Origin of the sequence: Micromonospora sp. NPDC048839 (assembly GCF_040649915.1) — a bacterium.
In the GTDB taxonomy this organism is placed as follows: Bacteria; Actinomycetota; Actinomycetes; order Mycobacteriales; family Micromonosporaceae; genus Micromonospora.
On sequence record NZ_JBEZGL010000025.1, the window covers coordinates 90,381 to 111,631 of the forward strand.

Annotated in this window: 19 protein-coding genes; 11 read left to right on the forward strand and 8 right to left on the reverse strand. The window is 71.5% G+C overall.

The features are described 5' to 3' along the window. The first annotated feature begins 136 nt into the window (after positions 1 to 136). Together AB0C25_RS32435 and AB0C25_RS32440 are read left to right on the forward strand one after the other, a co-directional pair. Positions 137 to 1,216 (forward strand): phosphotransferase family protein, encoded by a 1,080-nt coding sequence (locus tag AB0C25_RS32435; RefSeq protein WP_357378345.1) that lies wholly within the window; start codon positions 137 to 139, stop codon positions 1,214 to 1,216. Beyond that, the gene (locus AB0C25_RS32440; protein WP_357378347.1) at positions 1,216 to 2,427 is read left to right on the forward strand and encodes an acyl-CoA dehydrogenase family protein; all 1,212 of its coding nucleotides are present in this window, start codon (positions 1,216 to 1,218) and stop codon (positions 2,425 to 2,427) included. The genes AB0C25_RS32435 and AB0C25_RS32440 overlap by 1 nt, the downstream gene beginning before the upstream one ends. Before the next feature lie 23 nt (positions 2,428 to 2,450). Here AB0C25_RS32440 and AB0C25_RS32445 read toward each other — a convergent pair whose 3' ends face one another. From AB0C25_RS32445 to AB0C25_RS32470, 6 genes are all read right to left on the reverse strand, one after another. Further along, positions 2,451 to 3,497: a LacI family DNA-binding transcriptional regulator gene (locus AB0C25_RS32445; protein WP_357247804.1), complete on the reverse strand. Its 1,047-nt coding sequence runs from the start codon at positions 3,495 to 3,497 to the stop codon at positions 2,451 to 2,453. An 82-nt stretch (positions 3,498 to 3,579) separates the two neighbouring features. After that, entirely contained in the window at positions 3,580 to 5,001 is a 1,422-nt protein-coding gene (locus tag AB0C25_RS32450; protein ID WP_357378349.1) for a GH1 family beta-glucosidase, read from the reverse strand. After that, a complete protein-coding gene (locus AB0C25_RS32455) occupies positions 4,998 to 5,840 on the reverse strand; it encodes a carbohydrate ABC transporter permease (RefSeq protein ID WP_357378351.1) in 843 nt (280 codons plus the stop codon). Before AB0C25_RS32455 ends, AB0C25_RS32450 begins: the two co-directional genes overlap by 4 nt. 10 nt (positions 5,841 to 5,850) lie before the next feature. Beyond that, on the reverse strand, positions 5,851 to 6,822 hold the full coding sequence (locus AB0C25_RS32460; RefSeq protein WP_357378353.1) for a sugar ABC transporter permease: 972 nt from the start codon (positions 6,820 to 6,822) through the stop codon (positions 5,851 to 5,853). Positions 6,823 to 6,931: 109 nt separating this feature from the next. Then, positions 6,932 to 8,221, reverse strand: coding sequence for an extracellular solute-binding protein (locus AB0C25_RS32465; protein WP_357378355.1), 1,290 nt, complete (start codon positions 8,219 to 8,221; stop codon positions 6,932 to 6,934). A gap of 212 nt (positions 8,222 to 8,433) precedes the next feature. After that, positions 8,434 to 8,997 (reverse strand): plasmid pRiA4b ORF-3 family protein, encoded by a 564-nt coding sequence (locus AB0C25_RS32470; protein ID WP_357378357.1) that lies wholly within the window; start codon positions 8,995 to 8,997, stop codon positions 8,434 to 8,436. 150 nt (positions 8,998 to 9,147) lie between these two features. On the opposite strand from AB0C25_RS32470, the gene AB0C25_RS32475 reads away from it, so the two are divergent. Then, positions 9,148 to 9,894: a pyrimidine reductase family protein gene (locus AB0C25_RS32475; protein WP_357378359.1), complete on the forward strand. Its 747-nt coding sequence runs from the start codon at positions 9,148 to 9,150 to the stop codon at positions 9,892 to 9,894. Between the two features lie 20 nt (positions 9,895 to 9,914). Here the strand turns inward: AB0C25_RS32475 and AB0C25_RS32480 are convergent, their stop codons facing one another. Both AB0C25_RS32480 and AB0C25_RS32485 read right to left on the reverse strand, forming a co-directional pair. After that, complete coding sequence (locus tag AB0C25_RS32480; protein WP_357378361.1) at positions 9,915 to 10,664, reverse strand: hypothetical protein; 750 nt, start codon at positions 10,662 to 10,664, stop codon at positions 9,915 to 9,917. Further along, positions 10,657 to 11,169, reverse strand: a complete 513-nt coding sequence (locus AB0C25_RS32485; RefSeq protein WP_357378363.1) for a SigE family RNA polymerase sigma factor — start codon at positions 11,167 to 11,169, stop codon at positions 10,657 to 10,659. The genes AB0C25_RS32480 and AB0C25_RS32485 overlap by 8 nt, the downstream gene beginning before the upstream one ends. Before the next feature lie 200 nt (positions 11,170 to 11,369). Between AB0C25_RS32485 and AB0C25_RS32490 the strand changes: the two genes are divergently transcribed. The 8 genes from AB0C25_RS32490 to AB0C25_RS32525 all read left to right on the forward strand — a co-directional run bounded on the left by AB0C25_RS32490 (position 11,370) and on the right by AB0C25_RS32525 (position 21,138). Continuing rightward, on the forward strand, positions 11,370 to 13,124 hold the full coding sequence (locus AB0C25_RS32490) for an ATP-binding protein (protein ID WP_357378365.1): 1,755 nt from the start codon (positions 11,370 to 11,372) through the stop codon (positions 13,122 to 13,124). An 18-nt stretch (positions 13,125 to 13,142) separates the two neighbouring features. Beyond that, entirely contained in the window at positions 13,143 to 14,291 is a 1,149-nt protein-coding gene (locus tag AB0C25_RS32495; RefSeq protein ID WP_357247781.1) for an exonuclease SbcCD subunit D, read from the forward strand. After that, complete coding sequence (locus tag AB0C25_RS32500; RefSeq protein WP_357378367.1) at positions 14,291 to 16,765, forward strand: SMC family ATPase; 2,475 nt, start codon at positions 14,291 to 14,293, stop codon at positions 16,763 to 16,765. The genes AB0C25_RS32495 and AB0C25_RS32500 overlap by 1 nt, the downstream gene beginning before the upstream one ends. A gap of 96 nt (positions 16,766 to 16,861) precedes the next feature. Further along, positions 16,862 to 17,821, forward strand: coding sequence for a hypothetical protein (locus tag AB0C25_RS32505; RefSeq protein ID WP_357378369.1), 960 nt, complete (start codon positions 16,862 to 16,864; stop codon positions 17,819 to 17,821). An 18-nt stretch (positions 17,822 to 17,839) separates the two neighbouring features. Then, positions 17,840 to 18,697, forward strand: a complete 858-nt coding sequence (locus tag AB0C25_RS32510; RefSeq protein WP_357378371.1) for a fused MFS/spermidine synthase — start codon at positions 17,840 to 17,842, stop codon at positions 18,695 to 18,697. A gap of 125 nt (positions 18,698 to 18,822) precedes the next feature. Next, positions 18,823 to 19,515, forward strand: coding sequence for a sigma-70 family RNA polymerase sigma factor (locus AB0C25_RS32515; RefSeq protein WP_357248063.1), 693 nt, complete (start codon positions 18,823 to 18,825; stop codon positions 19,513 to 19,515). After that, on the forward strand, positions 19,512 to 20,288 hold the full coding sequence (locus AB0C25_RS32520) for a zf-HC2 domain-containing protein (protein WP_357378373.1): 777 nt from the start codon (positions 19,512 to 19,514) through the stop codon (positions 20,286 to 20,288). The genes AB0C25_RS32515 and AB0C25_RS32520 overlap by 4 nt, the downstream gene beginning before the upstream one ends. Before the next feature lie 211 nt (positions 20,289 to 20,499). Continuing rightward, positions 20,500 to 21,138, forward strand: a complete 639-nt coding sequence (locus AB0C25_RS32525; protein WP_357378387.1) for a hypothetical protein — start codon at positions 20,500 to 20,502, stop codon at positions 21,136 to 21,138. Positions 21,139 to 21,251 lie beyond the last annotated feature (113 nt).

The following is a 21,251-nucleotide window of genomic DNA, read 5'->3' on the forward strand; positions in this document are numbered from 1 at the left end:
TCGGCGGGCCGGCGACAAGCGTCCGGCAGGCTGTGTCAGAGCCTGCCGGTTGACCATTTCGTCCCTGTTGCAGAGGCATGTCCCGAGGGGAAATTCTGACCTTGACAACGTGAGCGAGCTGCCATCAACTAGTCGGATGAGTGATCCGGCCGTCAGTGCGTCGCGACCGGGCACCGTCCCCGCCTCCCCCGCCGGGCTCTCCCTGGACCGGCTCGCCGGCTACCTCGCCGAGCACCGACCCGAGCTGGCGGTCGGGCCGCTGCGGGCCGACCTGATCGCGGGCGGCAAGTCCAACCTCACCTACCTGCTGCGCGTCGGCGACCGGGAGATCGTGCTGCGCCGCCCTCCGCTCGGGCACGTGCTGGCGACCGCGCACGACATGGCCCGCGAGTTCCGGGTCATCTCGGCGCTGGCGCCGACCGAGGTGCCGGTCCCGGGCGCGCTGCTGCTCTGCACCGACCCCGAGGTGATCGGCGCGCCCTTCTACCTGATGGAGCGGATGCCCGGCGAGGTGTTCCGCACCCGCGCGCAGACCGACCCGCTCGGCGACGACCGACGCCGGGCTCTCGCCATGGCGATGATGGACACGCTCGCCGCGCTGCACAGCGTCGAGCCGGCCACGGTCGGGCTGAGCGACTTCGGCCGACCGGAGGGCTACCTGGCCCGGCAGGTCCGCCGCTGGGGCGGGCAACTCGACCGCTCGCGCAGCCGGGACCTGCCCGGCATCGACGAGCTGCGTGACCTGCTCGGGGCGACCGCCCCGGAGGGCGCGAACGCGGGCCGGATCGTGCACGGCGACTACCGGCTGGACAACCTCCTCGCCTCGGCCGACCCGGTGGCCGTGCACGCCGTCCTCGACTGGGAGATGGCCACCCTCGGTGACCCGCTCGCCGACCTGGGGCTGCTCCTGACGTACTGGGACGTGCTCGGTGGCAGCGACACGGCCGCGGGCAACCCGGTCGCCGACGGGCTCGGCCCGCGCGCCGGCTTCCCGACCGGCGGCGAGCTGATCGACAGGTACGCCGGGCGCAGCGACGTGGACGTCGGGCCGCTGCACTGGCACGTGGCGCTCGGCTGTTTCAAGCTCGCGGTGATCTGTGAGGGCATCCACTACCGCCACACGCTCGGGCAGACGCTCGGCGAGGGCTTCGACCGGATCGGCGAGATGGTGGCACCGCTGGTCGCGCACGGGCTGACCGCTGCCAGGGAGCGGTGATGGACTTCTCATACGACAGCCGGACCGAGGAGCTGCGCGACGAGCTGACCCGGTTCCTGACCGAGCACGTCTACCCGGCCGAGGCGGTGCACGCCGAGCAGGTGGCCGCCGGTGACCCGTGGTCGCGTACCCCGGTCCTGGCCGAGCTGAAGGCGGAGGCCCGCAGACGCGGCCTGTGGAACCTGTTCCTGCCCGACCCGCGCTACGGCGCCGGCCTGACCAACCTCCAGTACGCGCCGCTCGCCGAGTTGACCGGCCGCAGCCCGCACCTCGCGCCCGAGGCGGTCAACTGCGCGGCACCGGACACCGGCAACATGGAGCTGCTTGCCGAGTTCGGCTCGGAGGCGCAGCAGAAGCGGTGGCTGATGCCGCTGCTGGAGGGCGAGATCCGCTCCGCGTTCTGCATGACCGAACCGGAGGTCGCCTCCTCGGACGCCACAAACATCGCCACCTCGATCACCCGCGACGGCGACGAGTACGTCATCAACGGCCGCAAGTGGTGGTCGTCCGGCGCGATGGACCCGCGTTGCGAGATCTTCATCGTGATGGGCAAGACCGACCCCGACGCCGACCGGCACCGCCAGCAGAGCATGGTGCTGGTCCCCCGGGACACCCCCGGGGTGCACGTGCGCCGGGGCATGACCGTCTTCGGCTACACCGACGGCTCCCACGGCGGGCATGCCGAGATCGACTTCACCGACGTCCGGGTGCCGGCGGAAAATCTGATCGGTGCCGAGGGCACCGGCTTCGCCATCGCCCAGGCCCGACTCGGCCCGGGCCGGATCCACCACTGCATGCGATTGATCGGAATGGCTGAGCGGGCATTGGAGCTGCTCTGCAAGCGGGCGCTCGGGCGGGTCGCGTTCGGCCGGCCCCTCGCCGAGCAGGGCGTCGTCCGGGAGTGGATCGCGGAGTCGCGGGTGCGTATCGAGCAGGCCCGGCTGCTGGTGCTGAAGACGGCCTGGCTGATGGACACCGTCGGCAACAGGGGCGCGCACACCGAGATCCAGGCCATCAAGATCGGCACCCCGGCGATGGCGGAGTGGGTGATCGACAAGGCCATCCAGGGGTACGGCGGCGCCGGCGTCAGCCAGGACACTCCGCTGGCCGCCCTCTGGGCGCAGACCCGCACCCTACGCCTGGCCGACGGCCCCGACGAGGTCCACCGCAACTCCCTGGCCAAGCGCGAACTCCGCCGCTGGACCCCGTAACCCGCGCCGCCCCCGGGTGGGGGTCAGGCGCTGGCGCGGTGGATCAGGTGGGTGTCCAGGAGGAGGTGCGTGGCCGGGAGGTCCTCGCCGCGGATCCGGGCCACCAGCAGGCGGGCCATCTGTCGGCCCATCTCCTCCACCGGTTGGAAGACAGTGGTCAGCGGCGGGTCCGCCCGGAGGGCGATCGTCGCGTCGTCGAAGCCGATCACCGCGACGTCCTCCGGCACCCGCCGGCCGGCCTCCCGCAGCGTTCGCAGCGCGCCGAACGCCATCAGGTCGGACGCGACGAATACCGCGTCCAGGTCCGGGCAGACGTCCAGCAGCCGGCGCATGGCGGACGCGCCGCTGCCCTCGCTGAAGTCGCCGTACGCGATCAGGTCGGGGTTGACGCCGGCCCCGGTGGCCTTCACGGCCTCCGTGTAACCGGCCAGGCGGGCCAGGCCCACGCCCATGTCCTGGGTGCCGGCGATGGTGGCGATGCGACGTCGCCCCTGCCTCGCCAGGTACTCGACGGCCTGCCGGGCCCCGCCAACGTTGTCCACGTCGACGAACCAGGCCGGCTGGGCGCCCGGTTGCAGCATCCGGGCGGGCCGGCCGCCGAGCACCGCGGGCAGGCCGCGCTCCTCCAGCAGCGTCGGCAGCGGGTCGGAGTCGTGCAACGACAGCAGCAGTACGCCGTCGACGTGCTGGTTGGTCAGGTGGTGCTCGACCCGCTCCCGCTCCACCGGCGACTGCGCCATGGCCAGCCAGAGCTGCATCGGCGTCTCCAGCAGGCCGGAGCTGATCCCCCGGACGATCGCGGCGAAGAACGGCTCGGTGAAGACCCGCTCGCCGGACTCGGACACCACGAGCGCGACGGAGTCGGTCCGCTGGGTGACGAGCGCTCGGGCGGCTCGGTTCGGCACGTACCCCAGCTCGGCGATGGCCTGTTGGACCGCGGCCCGGGCCTCCGGACTGACCTGCGGCGAGCCGTTGACCACGCGGGAGACCGTGCCCCGACCGACACCGGCGCGCGCCGCGACCGCGTCGAGGGTCGGGCGCCCGAGCGACCGGGTGCGCTGCGTTGTCATCGTCTGCTCCTCCGACGGCGGGCGGACCCGGCGCCACCTGCGAGAGGTGGACGCCAGGGCCGTCCTGATGGCTGGCCCGAGCCTATTGTGCGGCCAGACCGTTGCGCCGGATCACCGAGGCGTACCACTTGGCGCTGGACTTGGGGGTGCGGACCTGGCTGTCGTAGTCGACGTGGATCATGCCGAACCGCTTGGTGTAACCCCAGGCCCATTCGAAATTATCCATCAACGACCAGGCGAAGTATCCCCGCAGGGGAACTCCGTCGTTGATCGCCTCGTGCGCGGCGCGCAGGTGGGCGTCGAAGAAGGCCAACCTGTCGACGTCGTCGACCTGCCCGTCGACCACCGAGTCGACGAACGCGGAACCGTTCTCGGTGACGTACAGCGGCAGGTCGGTGTAGTCGTGCACCCGGCGCAGCGTCTCGGCCAGGCCCGGGGCGTCGATCTCCCAGCCCATGTCGGTCACCGGTACGCCACGGCTGACGAACCGGACGTCCTCGCTGCCCGGCCAGCACGACGGGGCCGCGTCGGTCGCGGCGCCCTCGGTCGCCGCGGCGACCACGTGCCGGCTGTAGTAGTTGACCCCGACCAGGTCCAGCGGCGTGGCGATGGTCGCCAGGTCGCCGTCGTGCACGTGGCCGAAGTCGGTCACCGTGGCGAGGTCGGCCACCAGGTCCTCCGGGTACGACCCCCGCAGCAGCGGGTCGAGGAAGAACCGGTTGGCCAACCCGTCGATCCGGCGGGCGGCGTCCACGTCCGCCGGGGCGTCGCTGGCCGGGTCCACCGGGTAGAGGTTGACCGTCACGCCCACCTCGGCGGTCGGCCGGGCGGCCCGCAGCGCCTGCACGGACAGGCCGTGTCCGAGCATCAGGTGGTGCCCGGCGCGCACCGCGTCCGCACCGTCGGTGCGGCCGGGGGCGTGCACACCGGCACCGTAGCCGAGGAACGCCGAGCACCACGGCTCGTTCAGCGTGGTCCAGTAGCGCACCCGGTCGCCGAGCGCGTCGGCCACCAGTGTCGTGTAGTCGGCGAAGCGGGCCGCGGTGTCCCGGGCCGGCCAGCCGCCGGCGTCCTCCAGCGGTTGCGGCAGGTCCCAGTGGTAGAGGGTCAGCCACGGCTCGATGCCGTTGGCCAGCAGCTCGTCGACCAGCCGGCGGTAGAAGTCCAACCCCTGCGGGTTGGCCGCGCCGACGCCGCCGGGCTGCACCCGGGACCAGGAGACCGAGAAACGGTACGACTTGAGGCCCAGCTCGGCCATCAGCGCGACGTCGTCGCCGAGGCGGTGGTAGTGGTCGCACGCGACGTCGCCGGTGTGCCCGAGGAGGACTCGACCGTCGGTGTGGCTGAAGGTGTCCCAGATCGACGGGGTACGGCCGTCCTCGGCCGCCGCCCCCTCGATCTGGTATGCCGCTGTCGCGGCCCCCCACAGGAAACCGGGTGGGAAGGTCAGCCCGGGGCGCTCGTCGAGGACGTCGACGGCGTTGGGGCTGGCGGGGTTGCTCACGACTTGACGGCACCTTCCATGATCCCGCCGATGATCTGGCGGCCGAACACGAGAAAGACGATTACCAGGGGGATGGTGCCGATCGCCGTGGCGGCGAACACCTGGGAGTAGTCGGTGTAGTAGGCGTACGAGAGGAAGGAGAGCGAGACCTGGAGGGTCGGGTTCTCCGGGGTGAGGATGGCGTACGGCCAGATGAACGAGTTCCAGGTCTCCATGAAGGTCAGCAGACCGAGGACGCCGGCGGCGGGGCGCAGTGCGGGCAGCACGATGCTCCAGTAGATCCGGAACGTGCTCGCCCCGTCGACCCGACCGGCCTCGATCAGCTCGTCGGAGATCGCCTGGCTGGCGTACTGCCGCATCATGAACACGCCGAAGCCGGTGACCAGGAACGGCACGGTGACCGCGTAGAGGGTGTCGTACCACCCCAGGTCCTGCATCATGCTCCAGAGCGGGATGAGCCCCATCTGGGTCGGGATCATCATGGTGATGATGATCGTCAGCAGGAGGGCGTTGCTGCCCTTGAACCGCAGCTTGGCAAAGGCGAACCCGGCCAGCGAACCGGTGAGCACCACCGACAGGGTGACCACCGAGGAGACGATGACCGAGTTCATCATGCCGGTGAAGAAGTTGGCGGCGTCGTTGTCGAGCACCCGCCCGAAGTTGTCACCGAACGCGCCGGCGGGGGTAATCGGTGGCGGCACGTCGTTGATCTGGTCCAGGCTGCGAGTGGCGATCACCAACATGTAGTAGAACGGGTAGATCGACAGCAGCGCCGCCAGGACGAGCGCGACGTAGGTCAGCGGACTGGTGCGCCACAGGCGCTGGGAAGCCGAGATCATCGATCTCTCCTCACTTCGCCGAGCGGCGGACGAGTAGGAAGTTGAACAGCGACACCACGACGATGATCATGAAGATCGCCCAGGCGACCGCGGCTCCGTAGCCGGCGGTGCTCAGGTTCTCGATGCCCATCTCGTACATGTACATGGCCAGCGTCTGGAACTCCCGCTGGTTGCCGCCGAGAATGTTGCCGTTGGCGAAGAGCAGGGGCTCGGTGAAGAGCTGCATGCCGCCGATCGTGGAGAGGATGACCACGAAGATGAAGGTGGGCTTGAGCATCGGCAGGGTGATCTGCCAGAACTGCCGCCACTGGCTGGCGCCGTCGATCGCGGCGGCCTCGTAGAGGTCCTTCGGGATCGCCTGCATCCCGGCGAGCAGGATCAGGGTGTTGTAACCGGTCCACCGCCAGTTGACCATCGTGGAGATGGCGAACCAGGAGCTCCACCGCTGCCCGTCCCAGTCGACCGCGTCGACACCGACGAGGCTGAGCAGCCAGTTGAACAGGCCGAACTCCTTCTGGAACAGCATCCCGAAGACGATCGCGACCGCGGCCACCGACACCACGTTCGGCACGAAGATGGCCATCCGGAAGAAGGTCTTGGCGCGCAGGAAGGTCCGGTTGAGCAGGTTCGCCAGGAAGAGGGCGAGCAACAGCTGCGGGATGGTCGACAGGGCGAAGATGCCCAACGTGTTGACCAGCGCGTTCCAGAAGTACTCGTCGGACACGAGCCGGGTGTAGTTGTCAAAGCCGATGAACGAGTGGTCGCCGATCATGTCCCAGTCGTGCAGGGACATCCAGACGGTACGCAGCATCGGGTACAACCCGAACACGCCGAAGATCAGGAAGAACGGGGCGATGTAGAGGTACGGCGAGTACTTGACGTCGAGGCGGTTGAGTAACCTTGCCCGGCTACGTCGGGAAGAGACGTCGGGAGAAGGCGGTGCTGCTGGCGACGGCGGTGCCGTCGTGGCCGACAGGCTCATGCGAATTTCCTTTTCCGGCGAGGCCCGGGGGCCCTCGCGCAGGGCGCTACGCGGAGGGGACCGGCCGGTGGCGTCCGGGAAACCCCGAACGCCACCGGCAGGGGATCACTCAGAAGGCACCCTGAGTCTTGGCGTCCTTCGTGAACTGCTCCCAGGCCTTGGCCTTGTTGGCCTGCCCGCTCTCGAACGCCCGCAGGGCCGGCTCGAACGCGTTCTCCTTCACCGCCTGGTGCTTCGGACCCAGGTGGGTCGGCTGGATCTTGGCGACGCTCTCACCGAAGATCTTGCCGGTCGGCGCGTTGCTGAAGTACTCGTTGGTGTAGCTGAGGAACGCGTCGTTCTTCAGCGCCTCCAGGTTCGTGGGCAGCGGGCCCTTGAGCTTGAAGGCTTCCACCTGGCTCTTCGCGTTGGTCAGGTACTCGGCGAGCTTCGCCGCCTCCTTCGGGTACTTGCTCTGCTCCGGAACCGCGAGCCACGAGCCGCCCCAGTTGCCGCCGCCGCCCGGAACGGCCGCGACATCCCACTTGCCCTTGTTGGCCGCACCGGAGTTGTCCGACACGATGCCGAGCATCCAGGACGGGCAGAAGGTGACCGCGAAGGTGCCCTGCTTGAAGCCACCCGACCACTCCGGCGACCAGGTCTGCGCCTTGGCGGAGATGTCCGCCATCGAGGTGGCGGTGTCCCAGGCGTTCTTCACCGCGGGGCTGGTGTCCGCGATGATGTTGTTTTCCTTGTCGTAGAACAGGTCACCGTTGCCCTGGAACATGACACCGTTGGAGACGGCGGTGATCGAGTCGACGAACGCCTTGCCACCACTGCCCTGCTTGTACTTCAGGCCGGCGTCGTGGAAGCCCTTCCAGTCCGGCCAGAGCGCCGACACCTGGTCGCGCTCGGTGGGCAGACCGGCGGCCTGGAACAGGTCCTTGCGGTAGCAGACGGCGAGGCTGCCGACGTCGGTCGGCAGGCCGACCAGCCGACCGTCCTGCGCCTTGCCCAGCTCCCACTTCCAGGGCAGGTACTCCTTGGAGTGGTCGGCGATGTGCGGCGTGAGGTCAGCCCAGTTCTTCGGGTTGGTCTTGAACTCGTTGAGGATGCCCTCTTCCAGGGCGGTGACGTCCGCCGCGCCCTTGCCGGTGGCCAGGTAGCGGACCAGCTTCGGCCGGTACTCGCTGAGCTGCGCGGTCTTGCGCAGCTCGACCTTGATGCCGGTGTCCTTCTCGTACTGCTTGACGAGCTCGTCGTAGCCGAACTCGCTGAAGGTGTCGACGACCAGCTTGGCGGGCTTCTCGCCGGCCGCCGGCTTGTCGTCGTCGTTGCCGCAGGCTGCGAGACCGCTGACCGCGGTGATCGCGGCCAGGGCAGCGGCCGCCAGGCGGGTACGCCGCGTGGTGACACTCATTCGCTGACCCCTCTTTCCGGTGGTGAGGCTGATGTGTGTGGTGGGGGTGCTCATCGCGCCGCGCCAGGGTGTGTGTGAGTGACCCATGCCACCTCCGGGAGCGCTCCCATGAGATTGCCGACAGGTAACGGGGGTGTCAATAGGACGTTGGGAGCGTTCCCAGATCGTTACCGCTCCCCGGGCCTGGAACTCCGCCTCGACCTGCGTCGATTTCAGCAGAAGCGGCGCAGCAGGGTGGTGGCCCGGTCCGGGTCGAAGCGGGACGGGTCGAAGGTGGACCCCACCCAGTCGCGCAGCGTCGCGTGCCGGGGATCGATCGGCCCGACCGGGTCGTCCTCGTCGGCCAACGCGACCAGGAGCGCCTGGTACCCCGACGGCCCGCCGACACCCTCCGGCGGGCAGGCCCGCTCGCCGTTCAGGCAGACCGGGTACCGCTCGTCCGGGTCCGCGGTCAGCGCGTCCTCCACGACCAGGTCGTGCTCCCACCAGTCGCCGAAGTCGTAGGTGTAGGAGAACCGGCTGCCCTTGCCGAGCACCGAGTCCAACCGCGCGTCCAGCTCGTCGTGCAGCGCCAACTCCCCGTCCGGGTCGGGCTCGCCGTACTGCATGGCGTCGATCTCGAACGAGTGCAGGCGGCAGTCACGCCAACCCATCGCGTGCTGCACCACCCGGTGCAACCGGTCCAGCGTGTAGCCGGCCGGCACGAGCACCCGTCGCCACACCGGCGGGCGGACGCCGGCGAGGGACATCTTCAGCTGGAAGATCTGACGCGGCATGCTGTCCTGTCCTCCCGCGGCTTAGGCTGCGAGCATGATCTGCCGAGCGTGCCGGGCCCGGCGACACGACGACTGCCCGGGCCGGAACTGGTGCGACTGCCAGCACCGTACCGCCGAACCGACCCCTCCGGTCACCGGTCCGGCCAGCGAATGAGCGTCGGAATTCCGATCCGACGGCTCTGGCCCGAGCCGTCGACGCAGCAACTCGACGACGCCGCGCTGACCGCCCTGTACCGCCGCGCGGACGAGCCGCGACTGCGGGTCAACTTCGTCACCAGCCTGGATGGCGCGGTCACCGTGGACGACTACTCGGCCGGGCTCTCCGGGCAGCCGGACAAACGGGTGTTCGGGCTGCTGCGAATGCTCTGCGACGCGCTGGTGGTGGCCGCCGGCACGCTGCGCCACGAGGGATACCGTGCGGTCCGCCTCGACGAGCGCCGCCGCGCCTGGCGACGCGAGCACGGGCTGGCCGAGTACCCCACGCTCGTGGTCGTCTCCGGCTCGCTGGACCTGGATCCGAGGCAGGCCGCCTTCGCCGACGCCCCGACCCGGCCGATCGTGCTCACCCACGCCGACGCCGAGCCGCCGCCCGGCCTGACCGACGTCGCCGACCTGCTGCGCCGCGGCACCGAGCGGGTCGACCTGGCCGCCGGTCTCGCCGACCTGCACCGACGCGGGCTGACCCAACTGCTCTGCGAGGGCGGCCCGCACCTGTTCGGCGCGCTCGCCGATGCCGACCTGGTGGACGAACTGTGCCTCACCGTCGCGCCGCTGCTGGCGGGTCCCGGACCGGGCCGGATCAGCGCGGGAGACCCCGCGCCGCCGCGCCAACTCACCCTGCGGCACGTGCTGGCCGCCGAGGACGGTGTCCTCCTGCTGCGCCACGCCCGTCGGTGACCTGTCGGTTCTCCGGGGAATCAGTCGATCAGCACGGCGCCGGGCGCCCAGACGATCCGATAACGCCGGCCGTCCGCCATGGTGGCCCACACCTGCACGTCGTCGTACGGTTCGTCGGCGACCACCTCGGCCACCGCGCCGCGCGGCGCGGCACCGACCGGTTGCGGCACGCCGTTGACGACCACCTCGACGGTACGACCCTCGGGCGCCTGAGCCAGGACGAACAGCCGGCCGCCCGACCGGTGGGCGATCGCCAGTCCCAGCCCCCCGCCGGCGGACCGGATCTCCGCGCAGACCTGGTCACCCTCAAGGCAGGCCAGGTCGTACGAGAGGTAGTCCAGCGCCCGGCGCGGGTCGCCGCCCTCGGGCGCGATCCACACCTCGGCCGCCTGTCCTCCCCCGGACAGCTCCTGGGCCCGCGCGGTACGGCGCAGCACCACGAGCGTCTCCGCGCCGGCCCGACCCACCGCGACCACCCGGTCGGGCGTGACGGGTCCGCCGTCGGAGCCGACGATCCCGGCCGGGACCTCTAGTTCGGCGCTCGGCCCCGCGTCGCCGCTCCCCGCACCACCACCCGGCCCGGCCGGTCCATCCGGTGTCACCAGCGGGGATGCCAGCGCCACCACGACGACCAGCGCACCGCCGGAGAGCAGGAGACGTCGCCGGCGTCGGGTCCGGCTGCCGGCGACCACCCGGGCGGTGAAACCCGCGGGCAGTTCGACAGTCGCGACCGCGCGATCGAGCATCTCGGTGACCTCGTGATCACGCATGGTTCTCCTTCGTGACGTCGATCGGGAGCGCAGCGGCACCTTCCAGACCGGCGCGGAGTCGGTGCAGGCCACGGGACGCCTGGCTCTTCACCGACCCGGCCGAGCAGCCCAACTCGGCGGCCGTCTCCGCTTCGGAGCAGCCCAGCCAGTACCGCAGCACCACGACCGCCCGCATCCGGGGCGGGAGTTGACGCAGCGCGTCCAGCAGCAGTTCGCGGTCGTCCACCCGACCCACCTCGTCCGGCTGCGTGAGGTGGTCCGGCAACCCGGCGACGCGTCGGCGACTCCACGGCGAGCGCCAGCGACTGATCAGGCGGTTGGTCATGGCGCGGCGCAGGTAGGCCTCCGGCTGCCGTTCCCGCACCACCCGCCAGCGCGGGTACGCCTGCATCAGCACCTCCTGCAGCAGGTCCTCGGCGTCCGCGCGTTGACCGGTGATCAGAACGGCGAACCGCAGGAGTCGGGGACCACGTGTCGAGACGAAGGTCTCGAAGTCGTCATTCATGCGGGCTCCATGTCTGGGTAACGCGACCGCCGGCCGAGAGGTTGAGAGAGCGACGCACTGTTCTCGCCCAGGCACCCAGCGTCAGGAGCCGGACGGCGCAGGGTGTCGTCCGACGCGTCGCGTGGCGACCTGTCGTACTCCTCGGGCAGGATGCACCTCATGGTTCCCGACCGTGCTGACCGACCGACCCGAGTCGCCCGATGACCGACGCCGACCTCGACAGCCCTGGCGAGGCGGTCGGGCGGGTGCTGGGCACCGCCGACGCCACCCCGTTGCAGTTCTGGACGGCCGTGGCGCCCGGCAGCTATCTGCAGCTCGACGACGTGGTGGTCACCCGGCGGGAGCTGCCGGACCGGGAGCCGGTGACGATCGCCGGGGTGGTCACCCAGGTCCGCGCGCGCCACGAGGGCGCCCAGTTCGACTCCGACGTGTTCGCCATCGCGGACGGCACGCTTCCCGCGCAGGTGCAGGAGGCGGCCGAGGTCACCACGACACGTGTCGATCCGGAGCTGTACGTGCCGCCGACCCCGGGCGCGGTGGTGTTCCGGGCCGAGGGCGACGCCCGGGCGCGCGCGCTGCACTTCGACCGGATGGAGCGGCGCATCCCGATGGGGATGGGTCGCGACGGCGTCCCGGTCTATCTCAACGCCGACTTCCTCGACGGCAGCCGCGGCGCGCACGTCTCGATCTCCGGCATCTCCGGGGTGGCCACCAAGACCAGCTTCGCGACCTTCCTGCTCTACTCGGTCTTCCGCTCCGGTGTGCTGGGCGGCGACGCGGTCAACGCCAAGGCGCTGATCTTCAACGTCAAGGGTGAGGACCTGCTCTTCCTGGACCACCCCAACTCCCGCCTCGACGATCCCACCCGCGCGGCGTACGCGAAGCTCGGGCTGAGCGCCGGCGCCTTCCCCGACGTGCGGGTGTACGCCCCGCCCCGGGTCGGTGACGCGGCGGGCACACCTGATGTGAGCAGCCGGCTCACCGGGGTGGACTCGTTCTACTGGACGTTGAGCGAGTTCTGCGCCGACCGCCTGCTGCCGTACGTCTTCGCCGACGCCGACGACGAGCGCCAGCAGTACACGATGGTGGTCCACTCGGTGACCGCGCACCTGGCCCGTTACGCCCAGCCGGCCGACGGCGGGGTGAGCATCGACGGGGTGCGGCTCGGCTCCTACGGCGACCTGGTCGACCACATCGTCGACCAGCTCAACGACGACGAGACCCGCTCCGACTGGGCGGGCAGCGCGGTCGGTCTGGGCACCGTCAACGCGTTCGCCCGGCGGTTGATCGGCAGCAAGAAGGACCTCGCCCGGTTGATCCGCGGCGACCTGGCCACCCGCCGCCCGCACTCGATCAACACCAGCGAGTCGGCCCAGGTGACAGTGGTCGACCTGCACAACCTCCCGGACCGCGCGCAGCGGTTCGTGGTCGGTGTGACGCTGAAGAGCGAGTTCGAGCGCAAGGAGAAGTCCGGCACCGCCAAGCCGCTGCTCTTCGTCGTCCTCGACGAGCTCAACAAGTACGCCCCCCGGGAGGGCTCCTCGCCGATCAAGGAGGTCCTGCTCGACATCGCCGAGCGGGGCCGCTCGCTCGGGGTGATCCTGATCGGCGCGCAGCAGACGGCGAGTGAGGTGGAGCGGCGCATCGTCACCAACTCGGCGATCCGGGTGGTCGGCCGACTCGACCCGGCCGAGGCCTCCCGCCCGGAGTACGGCTTCCTCCCGCCCGCGCAGCGGCAGCGGGCGTTGCTGGCCAAGCCGGGCACGATGTTCGTCAACCAGCCGGACATTCCGGTGCCGCTGTGCCTGGAGTTCCCGTTCCCGGCCTGGGCGACCCGGGTCTCCGAGGCGGGCCGGGCACCATCGGAGACACTGCGCTCGATCACCCAGTCCGCCGACCCGTTCGCGGTGGTGGGTTCCGGGGGCGGCAGCTCCGACGACGACATCCCGTTCTAGGCAGGGGCCAGCACAGCCATGAAGATCCTGCACACCTCCGACTGGCACGTGGGAAAGGTGCTCAAGGGGCAGTCCCGGGCCGACGAGCACAAGGCCGTGCTGGCCGGCGTGATCGACATCGCCCGTGCCGAGCAGCCGGATCTGGTGATCGTCGCCGGTGACCTCTACGACACCGCCGCGCCCAGTTCGGAGGCGACCCGGCTGGTCACCCGGGCGTTGACCGCGTTGCGGCGTACCGGCGCGGACGTGGTCGCGATCGGCGGCAACCACGACAACGGCCCCGCGCTGGACGCGCTGCGCCCGTGGGCCGATGCCGCCGGCATCACGCTGCGCGGTGGGGTGCGGGAAGATCCCGACGAGCACGTGATCGACGGCACCACCGCCGGCGGCGAGCGGTGGCGGCTGGCCGCGCTGCCGTTCCTGTCCCAGCGGTACGCGGTGCGCGCTTTGGAGATGTACGACCTGACCGCCGCGGAGACCAACCAGACGTACGCCGACCACCTGGGCCGGGTGCTGGGACGACTGACCGAGAGTTTCACCGAACCGGACCGGGTGCACCTGGTCACCGCGCACCTCACGGTGACCGGCGCGGCCACCGGTGGCGGCGAACGCGACGCGCACACCGTGCTGGGCTACGCCGTTCCGGCCACGGTCTTCCCGGCCACCGCGCACTACGTGGCGCTGGGCCACCTGCACCGGGCGCAGCGGGTCGCGGGCCCCTGCCCGGTGCGGTACAGCGGCAGCCCGCTCGCTGTCGACTTCGGTGAGCAGGAAAACGTCCCCTCGGTGACGATTGTCGAGGTGACGGCCAGCACCGCCGCCCGGGTGCGGGAGGTGCCGGTGACGGCGGCGAGCGCGCTGCGCACGGTGCGGGGCACCCTGGCCCAGCTCGCCGAGATCGAGGCACCGGACGCCTGGCTGCGGGTGTACGTGCGGGAGCAGCCCCGCGCCGGCCTGCGCGAGGAGGTGCAGGAGCTGCTCCCCCGGGCCCTGGAGATCCGGATCGACCCGGAACTGTTGACCGCACCGGGCAGCGGCGCGCGCATCGCCCAGCGTTCCGGGCGTTCGCCGCGGGAGTTGTTCGCCGACTACCTGGACAGCCGGGGCCACGCCGACGAGGGTGTCCGGGAGCTCTTCGACGAGCTTTTCGAGGAGGTCGAGCACTGATGCGTCCGATGCGGTTGGACATGGCCGGCTTCACGGTCTTCCGGGACGAGACCACAGTCGACTTCACCGACGCCGACTTCTTCGCGCTGATCGGCCCGACCGGTTCGGGCAAGTCGACGGTGCTGGACGCGATCTGCTTCGCCCTCTACGGCATGGTGCCCCGCTGGGGTGGGGCACGGGGGTTGGCGAACGCGCTCGCGCCGTCGGCGACCGAGGCGCGGGTGCGGTTGGTCTTCGAGTCCGGCGGCGCCCGGTACGTGGCGACCCGGGTGGTCCGCCGGGACGGCCGGGGCAACGTGAAGACCGCGAACGCCGGGTTGCAGCTGATGCCGGCGGGCTTCGACGTGACCAAACTGGACACCGGGTTGAGCCCGGACGACCTCGGCGAGGTGGTGGCCGGCACCCCCGCCGAGATGGAGCAGGCGGTGCTGGAGGCGGTGGGGCTGCCGTACGAGCAGTTCACCAGCTGTGTGGTGCTGCCGCAGGGGCAGTTCGCGGACTTCCTGCACGCCAAACCGGCGACCCGGCAGCAGATCCTGGTCAACCTGCTCGGCCTCGGGGTCTACGAGGACGTGCAGAAGAAGGCGACGGCGCGCGCCGGGCAGGCGGAGGCCCGACTGGAGGCGGTCGACCAGGTGCTCGCCGGGCTGACCGGCGTGGACGACGAGGCGTTGGCCGAGGCCGACGCGCGGGTCGACCGGATGGTCGAGCTGGCCGGCAAGGTGGCCGCCGCCGTTCCGGAGCTGGCGGCGGGCCGCTCCGCCGCCCGGGAGGCGGCGGCGGCGCTGACCGCCCTCGACGACGAGCTGACCGTCCTGACCGGGGTGCGCGCGCCGCGCGGGGTGGCCGAGGTGGCCCGCGCGGTCACCTCGGCGCGGGCCGACGCGGAGGCGGCGGCGACCGCTGTGTCGTTGGCCGAGGAGCGGGAGGAGAAGCTGCGCGGCGAGTTGGCCGGTGCCGGCGACGAGAGCGCGGTGCGGCTGCTGCTGCGGGCATACGACGATCGGGACCGGCTCTCCGGCGAGGCCGACACGGTCCGCGCGGCGGTGCGCGCGGCGAACGACGAGCACGCCACGGCGGTGGCGGCCCTGGCCGCTGCCCGCGTGGTCGCCGAGCGGGCCGACGCCGAGTTGGAGGCGGCCTTCCGGGCGCACGAGGAGGCGAAGGCCACCGACCTGGCGGTCAGCCTGCGGGTGCACCTGCACGCCGGGGCGGCCTGTCCGGTCTGCGAGCAGCAGGTGGAGCTGGTGCCGGCGGTGCCTGCCGACTCGGCGGTGGCGGCGGCGACGGCGGCGGGCAAGGCGGCGCGGGCCGCGACCAAGGCCGCGCAGGCAACCGTGCAGGAGCGGGACGCGGCGGCGCGGGACCTGGAGCGGCTGCTGGTGCAGGCGCGGGCCCGGCAGGAGCAGGTGGACGCCCGACTGGCCGAGTTGGACGACCAGCTCGCCGGGGCGGCGGAGCCCGCGGTGTTGCGCCGGGAGTTGGCCGAGCACGCCCGGTTGCGGCGTGCGCTGGAGGAGGCGGCGACCGCGGTGCGGGCCGGCCGCGAGGCCGCGCGCCAGGCCCGGGCCGGGGTGGACGCCGCCGAGGAGCGGCTGCGGGCGGCGTGGCGGGCCTTCGACACGTCCCGCGACGGGTTGGCCCGGTTCGGCCCGCCGGTGACCGATCGGGACGACGTGGCTGTCGCGTGGGCGGCGCTCACCGGTTGGGCGGCGACCGAGGCGGACCGCCGCCGCGCCGATCGGGCGAGCCGGGCCGTGGCGGTCGCCGAGGCGGAGTCGGTGGCCGACGCGGTGCAGCGGCGCATCACCGGCATCTTCGCCGCCGCCGACGTGCCGGTCGGTGACGACCCGGTGCATGCGGCGACGGTGGCGGTCGAGCGGGCCGACGCCGAACGGCGGCGGCTGCACGAGCGTCGCGAGCAGGCCGGCACGTTGCGCGAGCAGCGGGCGGGGCACGAGCGGGAGGCGCAGGTGGCGCGCGCGCTCGCCGGGCACCTGCGGGCCAACAACTTCGAGCGGTGGTTGCTCGCCGAGGCGTTGGACCTGCTTGTCGACGGCGCGTCGGGGATCCTGCGGGAGTTGTCCTCCGGCCAGTACGAGCTGGTGCACGACAAGGGCGAGTTCGTGGTGGTCGACCACCACGACGCGGGTCTGCGCCGGGGGGTGCGGACCCTCTCCGGCGGTGAGACGTTCCAGGCGTCGCTGGCGTTGGCGTTGGCGCTCTCCGAGCAGCTGGCCGGGATGTCGACAACGGCGGCGAGCCTGGAGTCGATAGTCCTGGACGAGGGCTTCGGCACGCTCGACGCCGCGACCCTGGACACGGTCGCCGCCACGTTGGAGAACCTGGCCGCCCGGGGCGACCGGATGGTCGGCGTGGTCACCCACGTGCCGGCGCTGGCCGAACGCATCCCGGTCCGCTTCGAGGTGCGCAAGGATGCGCGTTCCGCGCGCGTGGAGCGGACGGGCCGGTGAGCGCGAGGAGTGCAGCGCAGCGGAGCCCCGCAGTCGCGAACGAAAGGTCGGGCCGGTGAGCGCGAGGAGTGCAGCGCGGATGGGACGGGCCGGCCGGTGAGTGACCCCGCGTTCTTCGTGGATTCGTGGGATCCGGCGTACGGGGCGTCGTTCGAGGCCTCGACCGCCGGGCCGGCCGCGCCGAGCAGCGCGCAGGTCGACGCGGACGTGGAGCTGCCCGCGGTGGACTGGCGGGCGATCGGGGTACGCCCCGGAGTGCGGGCGCCCGACGTGGTGCTGCTCGTCGACGGGGTCCGCCGGATCGACGCGAGCATCTGGACGGCGGAGGCCGACGGCCTGTCGTTCCCCGGTCTGGCCGCCTCGTACGCGGCCGGGGTGGTCCGGTGTGACCTGGGTCGGGGTGCCGCGCAGTTGGCCGGTACCCGGGTGGGTCGGGGCCTGTTCACGGCGAGCCCGTCGGCGCAGGATGTGGTGGCGGGCTCGATCCGTTACCCGGTGCACCGGGTGGGTGGCACGGGTGAGCTGGCGAAGTTACCGGCTGCCGTGCAGGGTCCGCTGACCGCGCTGGAGGTGGCGGTGTCCGACGCCGCCCGGGTCGACGGTGATCTGCTGGTGGTGGACGGCCCGTTGCGCAGTCGCCGGCAGTTGCCGCGCACGCTGGGCTACATCAAGACCCAGCACAGCCAGTATCTGGATGCCCGGCTGACGGCCGTGGTGACGGGTATGGCGTCGGGTGAGCGGTCCCCGGTGTTCCGGCTGGGCACCGCCTGGGGTGGCTGGTCGTGGTATTTGCGGTTGCCGGTGGCGATCGGCGCCCCGTGGGCGGGCATCGTCCGGGTGGAGTGTTCGGCCGACCTGCCCGTCGAGGCGGCGATCGAGTTGGCCGACCTGTCGCTTGTCACCCTGCCCCGCTTCGCCTCCACCCCGTACAAGGACCCGCGGGCCCCACAGAACCTGATCCCGATCGCCGGGCTGGAGCGCCGGCTGCGTGCCCTGCTCGGCGATTCCCGGTTGCTGCACCGCGCGTTGACCGCCGCGGCGCGCGCGGCCCGTTGACCGCGGATACTTGTCGGGATGGGACGTAAACGGGCGGCTGACCGGGTGGTCGAGCCTGTCGACACGGGGCAGGCCGAGCTCGTGCCGGACCTGGACCGGCCCGGCTCGTGGACGCTGCTGCTGGACGGCGCGCCGCAGTCGCACGTCGACCTGACCGACCCGACGCACCTGGAGTTCGAGTACGTGCGGCGGCTGGCGGCCGCGGTGGATCTGATCGCACCGGCGGGTGAGCCGCTGCGGGTGCTGCATCTGGGCGGCGGTGCCCTGACCCTGCCCCGCTACGTGTCGGTCACCCGGCCCGGCTCCACCCAGCGGGTGGCCGAGGTGGACGGCGCGCTGGTGGAGCTGGTCCGCAGGGTGCTGCCGTGGCCGTCCGACGCCCGGCTGCGGGTCCGTGTGGAGGATGCGCGGGCCGTGTTGACCGCCACCCGGGACGCCAGTTACGACGTGGTGGTCGCCGACGTGTTCGCCGGTGCCCGTACCCCGGCTCATCTCACCTCGGTGGAGTACGCGGCCGAGGTGGCCCGGGTGCTCCGCCCGGCGGGCTGGTATCTGGCGAACCTGGCCGACGGCCCGCCGTTGCGGCACGCACGGGGGCAGGTCGCCACGGTCCGCTCGGTGTTGCCGCAGGCCTGTCTGGTCGGGGACGCGGCGGTGTTGCGGGGCCGCCGGTACGGCAATCTGGTGCTGGTCGCGGGGCGGTCCACGCCCCCGGTGCCGGAGCTGACCCGGCGCGCCGCCGGCGACTGGTTCCCGGGCCGGGTGGTGGCCGGCGACGAGTTGGACCGCTTCGCCAGCGGGGCGCCTGTGGTCCGCGACGCCGACGCGACCGGCTCGGATCCGCCGCCACCGGGCCTGTTCTCCGTCCGCCGCTGACCGCCGGCTCAACGACGGCGGGAAAAAATTTCCGCCGTTTGTTGATCCGCTCGGGGCGCTGCTGCGTACCACCGGGCGGCCCGCTTCGTGGGCCGGCGATGGTTACGGACACCCCGGAGGTCTGCATGCACGCGGTGGCGGCCGGTTGGCATGGCGACGTGGTTGGCGCGGACTGGATGTCGGCGCGGTCCTCGTCACGGCCGACGTCGTCTGCCCGGGGGGTCGACGCGCACGCGCCGTCTCGCCAGAATGGTCCGGTGACGCCGCGACCGGCGCCCGGACGCCATCAGGCGACGACAACCGAGGCCAGCCATTCCGACCAGTTGATCCGTCAGCTCTACGCCGAGCACGCCGGTCCGTTGCTGATGTTCGTGATGCGTCTTACCGGGGGGGACCGGCAGCGTGCGGAGGACATCGTCCAGGAGACGCTGCTGCGGGCCTGGCGCAACGCGCACCGTCTGGGTACGCAGGGGCAGGGGTCGCTGCGGCCGTGGCTGGTCACGGTGGCCCGGCGGATCGCCATCGACGAGCACCGCAGCCAGGAGGCTCGGCCGCCGGAGACGTACGACCGGGATCTCACCGCGTTCGCCGAGGCGGACAGCACCGACCGGGTGCTGCGGACCATGACTGTCGCGGACGCGCTGCGTACGCTCAGTCAGTCGCACCGGGAGATCCTGATCTCGACGTACTTCCGGGGGCGGACGGTGCCGGAGGCCGCCGAGGAGTTGGGGCTACCGCTCGGCACCGCCAAGTCGAGGGTCTACTACGCGCTGCGCGCGCTGCGCACGGCTCTGCAGGAGCGGGGGGTGACAGAATGAGCCGGCCGGACCACATGGACGTCGCGGCGTACGCGCTCGGTGTGCTCGACGAGCAGGACACGGAGCGGTTCGAGGAGCACCTCGCGACCTGCTGGGCGTGCGCGGCCGAGTTGGAGACGATGGTGCCGGTGGTCGGGTTGCTCTCCGACATCGACGGCGAGACGATGATGGCGCTGGAGCAGACGGCCACCGACCCGGCGTTGCTGAACCGGACGCTGGGCGCGGTCCGGGCCGACCGGCGACGTACCCGGTTTCGTCAGATGCTCGCGACGGCCGCCGCCGTGGTGGTCTTCGGCGGTCTGAGCGGGTACGGCTTCGTCAACGTGACCGACAGCGGGTCGACTCCGGTCGCCGGTCCGACGCCGAGCGCGCCGATCGACCCGCAGACCAGCGGGCCGACGGCCCCGCCGAGCGGCCCGGGTGTCGGCGGCACCGAGGAGGAGGGCGACCAGGTCGAGGCCACCGACCCGACGACAGGTGTGCAGACCACCATGTTCCTGGTGAAGCGGGAGTACGGGACGCGGATCAATTTCGTTCTGCGGAAGCTGCCCGGCCCGCGCACCTGCCGGTTGGTGGTGGTGCGCAAGAACGCCAGCACCGAGGTCGTTTCGAGTTGGTCCGTACCGGATGGCGGTTACGGCACCAACACCCGACCGCAGGGTCTGGAGTTGAGTGCGTCGACGTCGGCTCCGGTGGAGGACATCAAGCAACTCCAGGTGCAGTCGGTGGACGCCAATGGTGTGGCGAGTCCGCTGGTCACGCTACCGATGTAGTCTCGCGTACGGATCGGCGCCGGCCTGGCAACAATGGCCGGCGCCGATCTGTCGTTGCCGGAGAAGTCTCGCATCAGGGGCGTACGCATTCGCGCTGGAATTGGTTCAATCAGGCCAAGTGAAATTGACCACTGTTATTACTTCAACCTTGACAGCCTGCCTCCCGTACCTATGGGTGAACTGCCAAGAATGAGGAGGGCACGTGGCAAAGATGAAGCGGACCGTCATCGTCGCGAGCGCGATGGTCGCACTAACGGCCTGCGCTCCCGCAGGTTACGACGGGGCGAACTCGAGCGCGGCCGAGCCGGTCGCCGTCGCCGCGGCCGAGCCCAGCGCGTCGGTTGAAGCCGAGGCGTCGGCGTCAGCGGAGGCGCCGGCAGCCGACGCGCCGCCCGCGAACGTCAACCTGACCGAGAAGCTGGTCGGCAAGAGCGTCGCCCGGATGGGCAAGGTGGTCACCGACCAGGACGGCTGGATCCTGTACCGCTTCGACAAGGACACCGCCGACCCGCCCTCGTCGAACTGTGTCGACAAGTGCGCCGAGGTGTGGCCGCCGGCGCTGACCGACGGCAACCCGCAGCTCAGCGGCGTGTCCGACGACAAGGTCAGCAGCGTGACCCGCCAGGACGGCACCCGTCAGCTCACCATCGCCGGCTGGCCGGTCTACCGCTACATCGGCGACAAGAAGCCCGGCCAGTGGAAGGGCCAGGCGGTTGGCGGCACCTGGTTCGTGGTCCAGCCGGACGGCAAGAAGAACCTCAGCTGCCTGCCCACCTCCACGCCGAAGCCGGTCGCGCCGCCCGCGGACAGCGGCACCAGCGACGCCGAGGGCTCGGGCTACTCGTACTGATCAGGGACACCGCGGGCACGACGGTGGCCGGTCGCAGCCGGGGAGGGCGCGACCGGCCTGCCGCGCTAGTCCGCGAGACGGACCAGCGGTGCGGGCTAGTCCGCCAGGCGGAC

Excerpts from the sequence above, each read along its gene's own strand:
- AB0C25_RS32520 (WP_357378373.1), top strand. The coding sequence starts at position 19,512 with ATGAGCCGGCCGGACCACATGGACGTCGCGGCGTACGCGCTCGGTGTG.
- AB0C25_RS32465 (WP_357378355.1), bottom strand. The coding sequence starts at position 8,221 with ATGAGTGTCACCACGCGGCGTACCCGCCTGGCGGCCGCTGCCCTGGCC.
- AB0C25_RS32495 (WP_357247781.1), top strand. The coding sequence starts at position 13,143 with ATGAAGATCCTGCACACCTCCGACTGGCACGTGGGAAAGGTGCTCAAG.
- AB0C25_RS32480 (WP_357378361.1), bottom strand. The coding sequence starts at position 10,664 with ATGCGTGATCACGAGGTCACCGAGATGCTCGATCGCGCGGTCGCGACT.
- AB0C25_RS32435 (WP_357378345.1), top strand. The coding sequence starts at position 137 with ATGAGTGATCCGGCCGTCAGTGCGTCGCGACCGGGCACCGTCCCCGCC.
- AB0C25_RS32475 (WP_357378359.1), top strand. The coding sequence starts at position 9,148 with ATGAGCGTCGGAATTCCGATCCGACGGCTCTGGCCCGAGCCGTCGACG.
- AB0C25_RS32445 (WP_357247804.1), bottom strand. The coding sequence starts at position 3,497 with ATGACAACGCAGCGCACCCGGTCGCTCGGGCGCCCGACCCTCGACGCG.
- AB0C25_RS32490 (WP_357378365.1), top strand. The coding sequence starts at position 11,370 with ATGACCGACGCCGACCTCGACAGCCCTGGCGAGGCGGTCGGGCGGGTG.
- AB0C25_RS32515 (WP_357248063.1), top strand. The coding sequence starts at position 18,823 with ATGCACGCGGTGGCGGCCGGTTGGCATGGCGACGTGGTTGGCGCGGAC.
- AB0C25_RS32510 (WP_357378371.1), top strand. The coding sequence starts at position 17,840 with ATGGGACGTAAACGGGCGGCTGACCGGGTGGTCGAGCCTGTCGACACG.
- AB0C25_RS32485 (WP_357378363.1), bottom strand. The coding sequence starts at position 11,169 with ATGAATGACGACTTCGAGACCTTCGTCTCGACACGTGGTCCCCGACTC.
- AB0C25_RS32470 (WP_357378357.1), bottom strand. The coding sequence starts at position 8,997 with ATGCCGCGTCAGATCTTCCAGCTGAAGATGTCCCTCGCCGGCGTCCGC.
- AB0C25_RS32500 (WP_357378367.1), top strand. The coding sequence starts at position 14,291 with ATGCGTCCGATGCGGTTGGACATGGCCGGCTTCACGGTCTTCCGGGAC.
- AB0C25_RS32440 (WP_357378347.1), top strand. The coding sequence starts at position 1,216 with ATGGACTTCTCATACGACAGCCGGACCGAGGAGCTGCGCGACGAGCTG.
- AB0C25_RS32455 (WP_357378351.1), bottom strand. The coding sequence starts at position 5,840 with ATGATCTCGGCTTCCCAGCGCCTGTGGCGCACCAGTCCGCTGACCTAC.
- AB0C25_RS32460 (WP_357378353.1), bottom strand. The coding sequence starts at position 6,822 with ATGAGCCTGTCGGCCACGACGGCACCGCCGTCGCCAGCAGCACCGCCT.
- AB0C25_RS32525 (WP_357378387.1), top strand. The coding sequence starts at position 20,500 with ATGAAGCGGACCGTCATCGTCGCGAGCGCGATGGTCGCACTAACGGCC.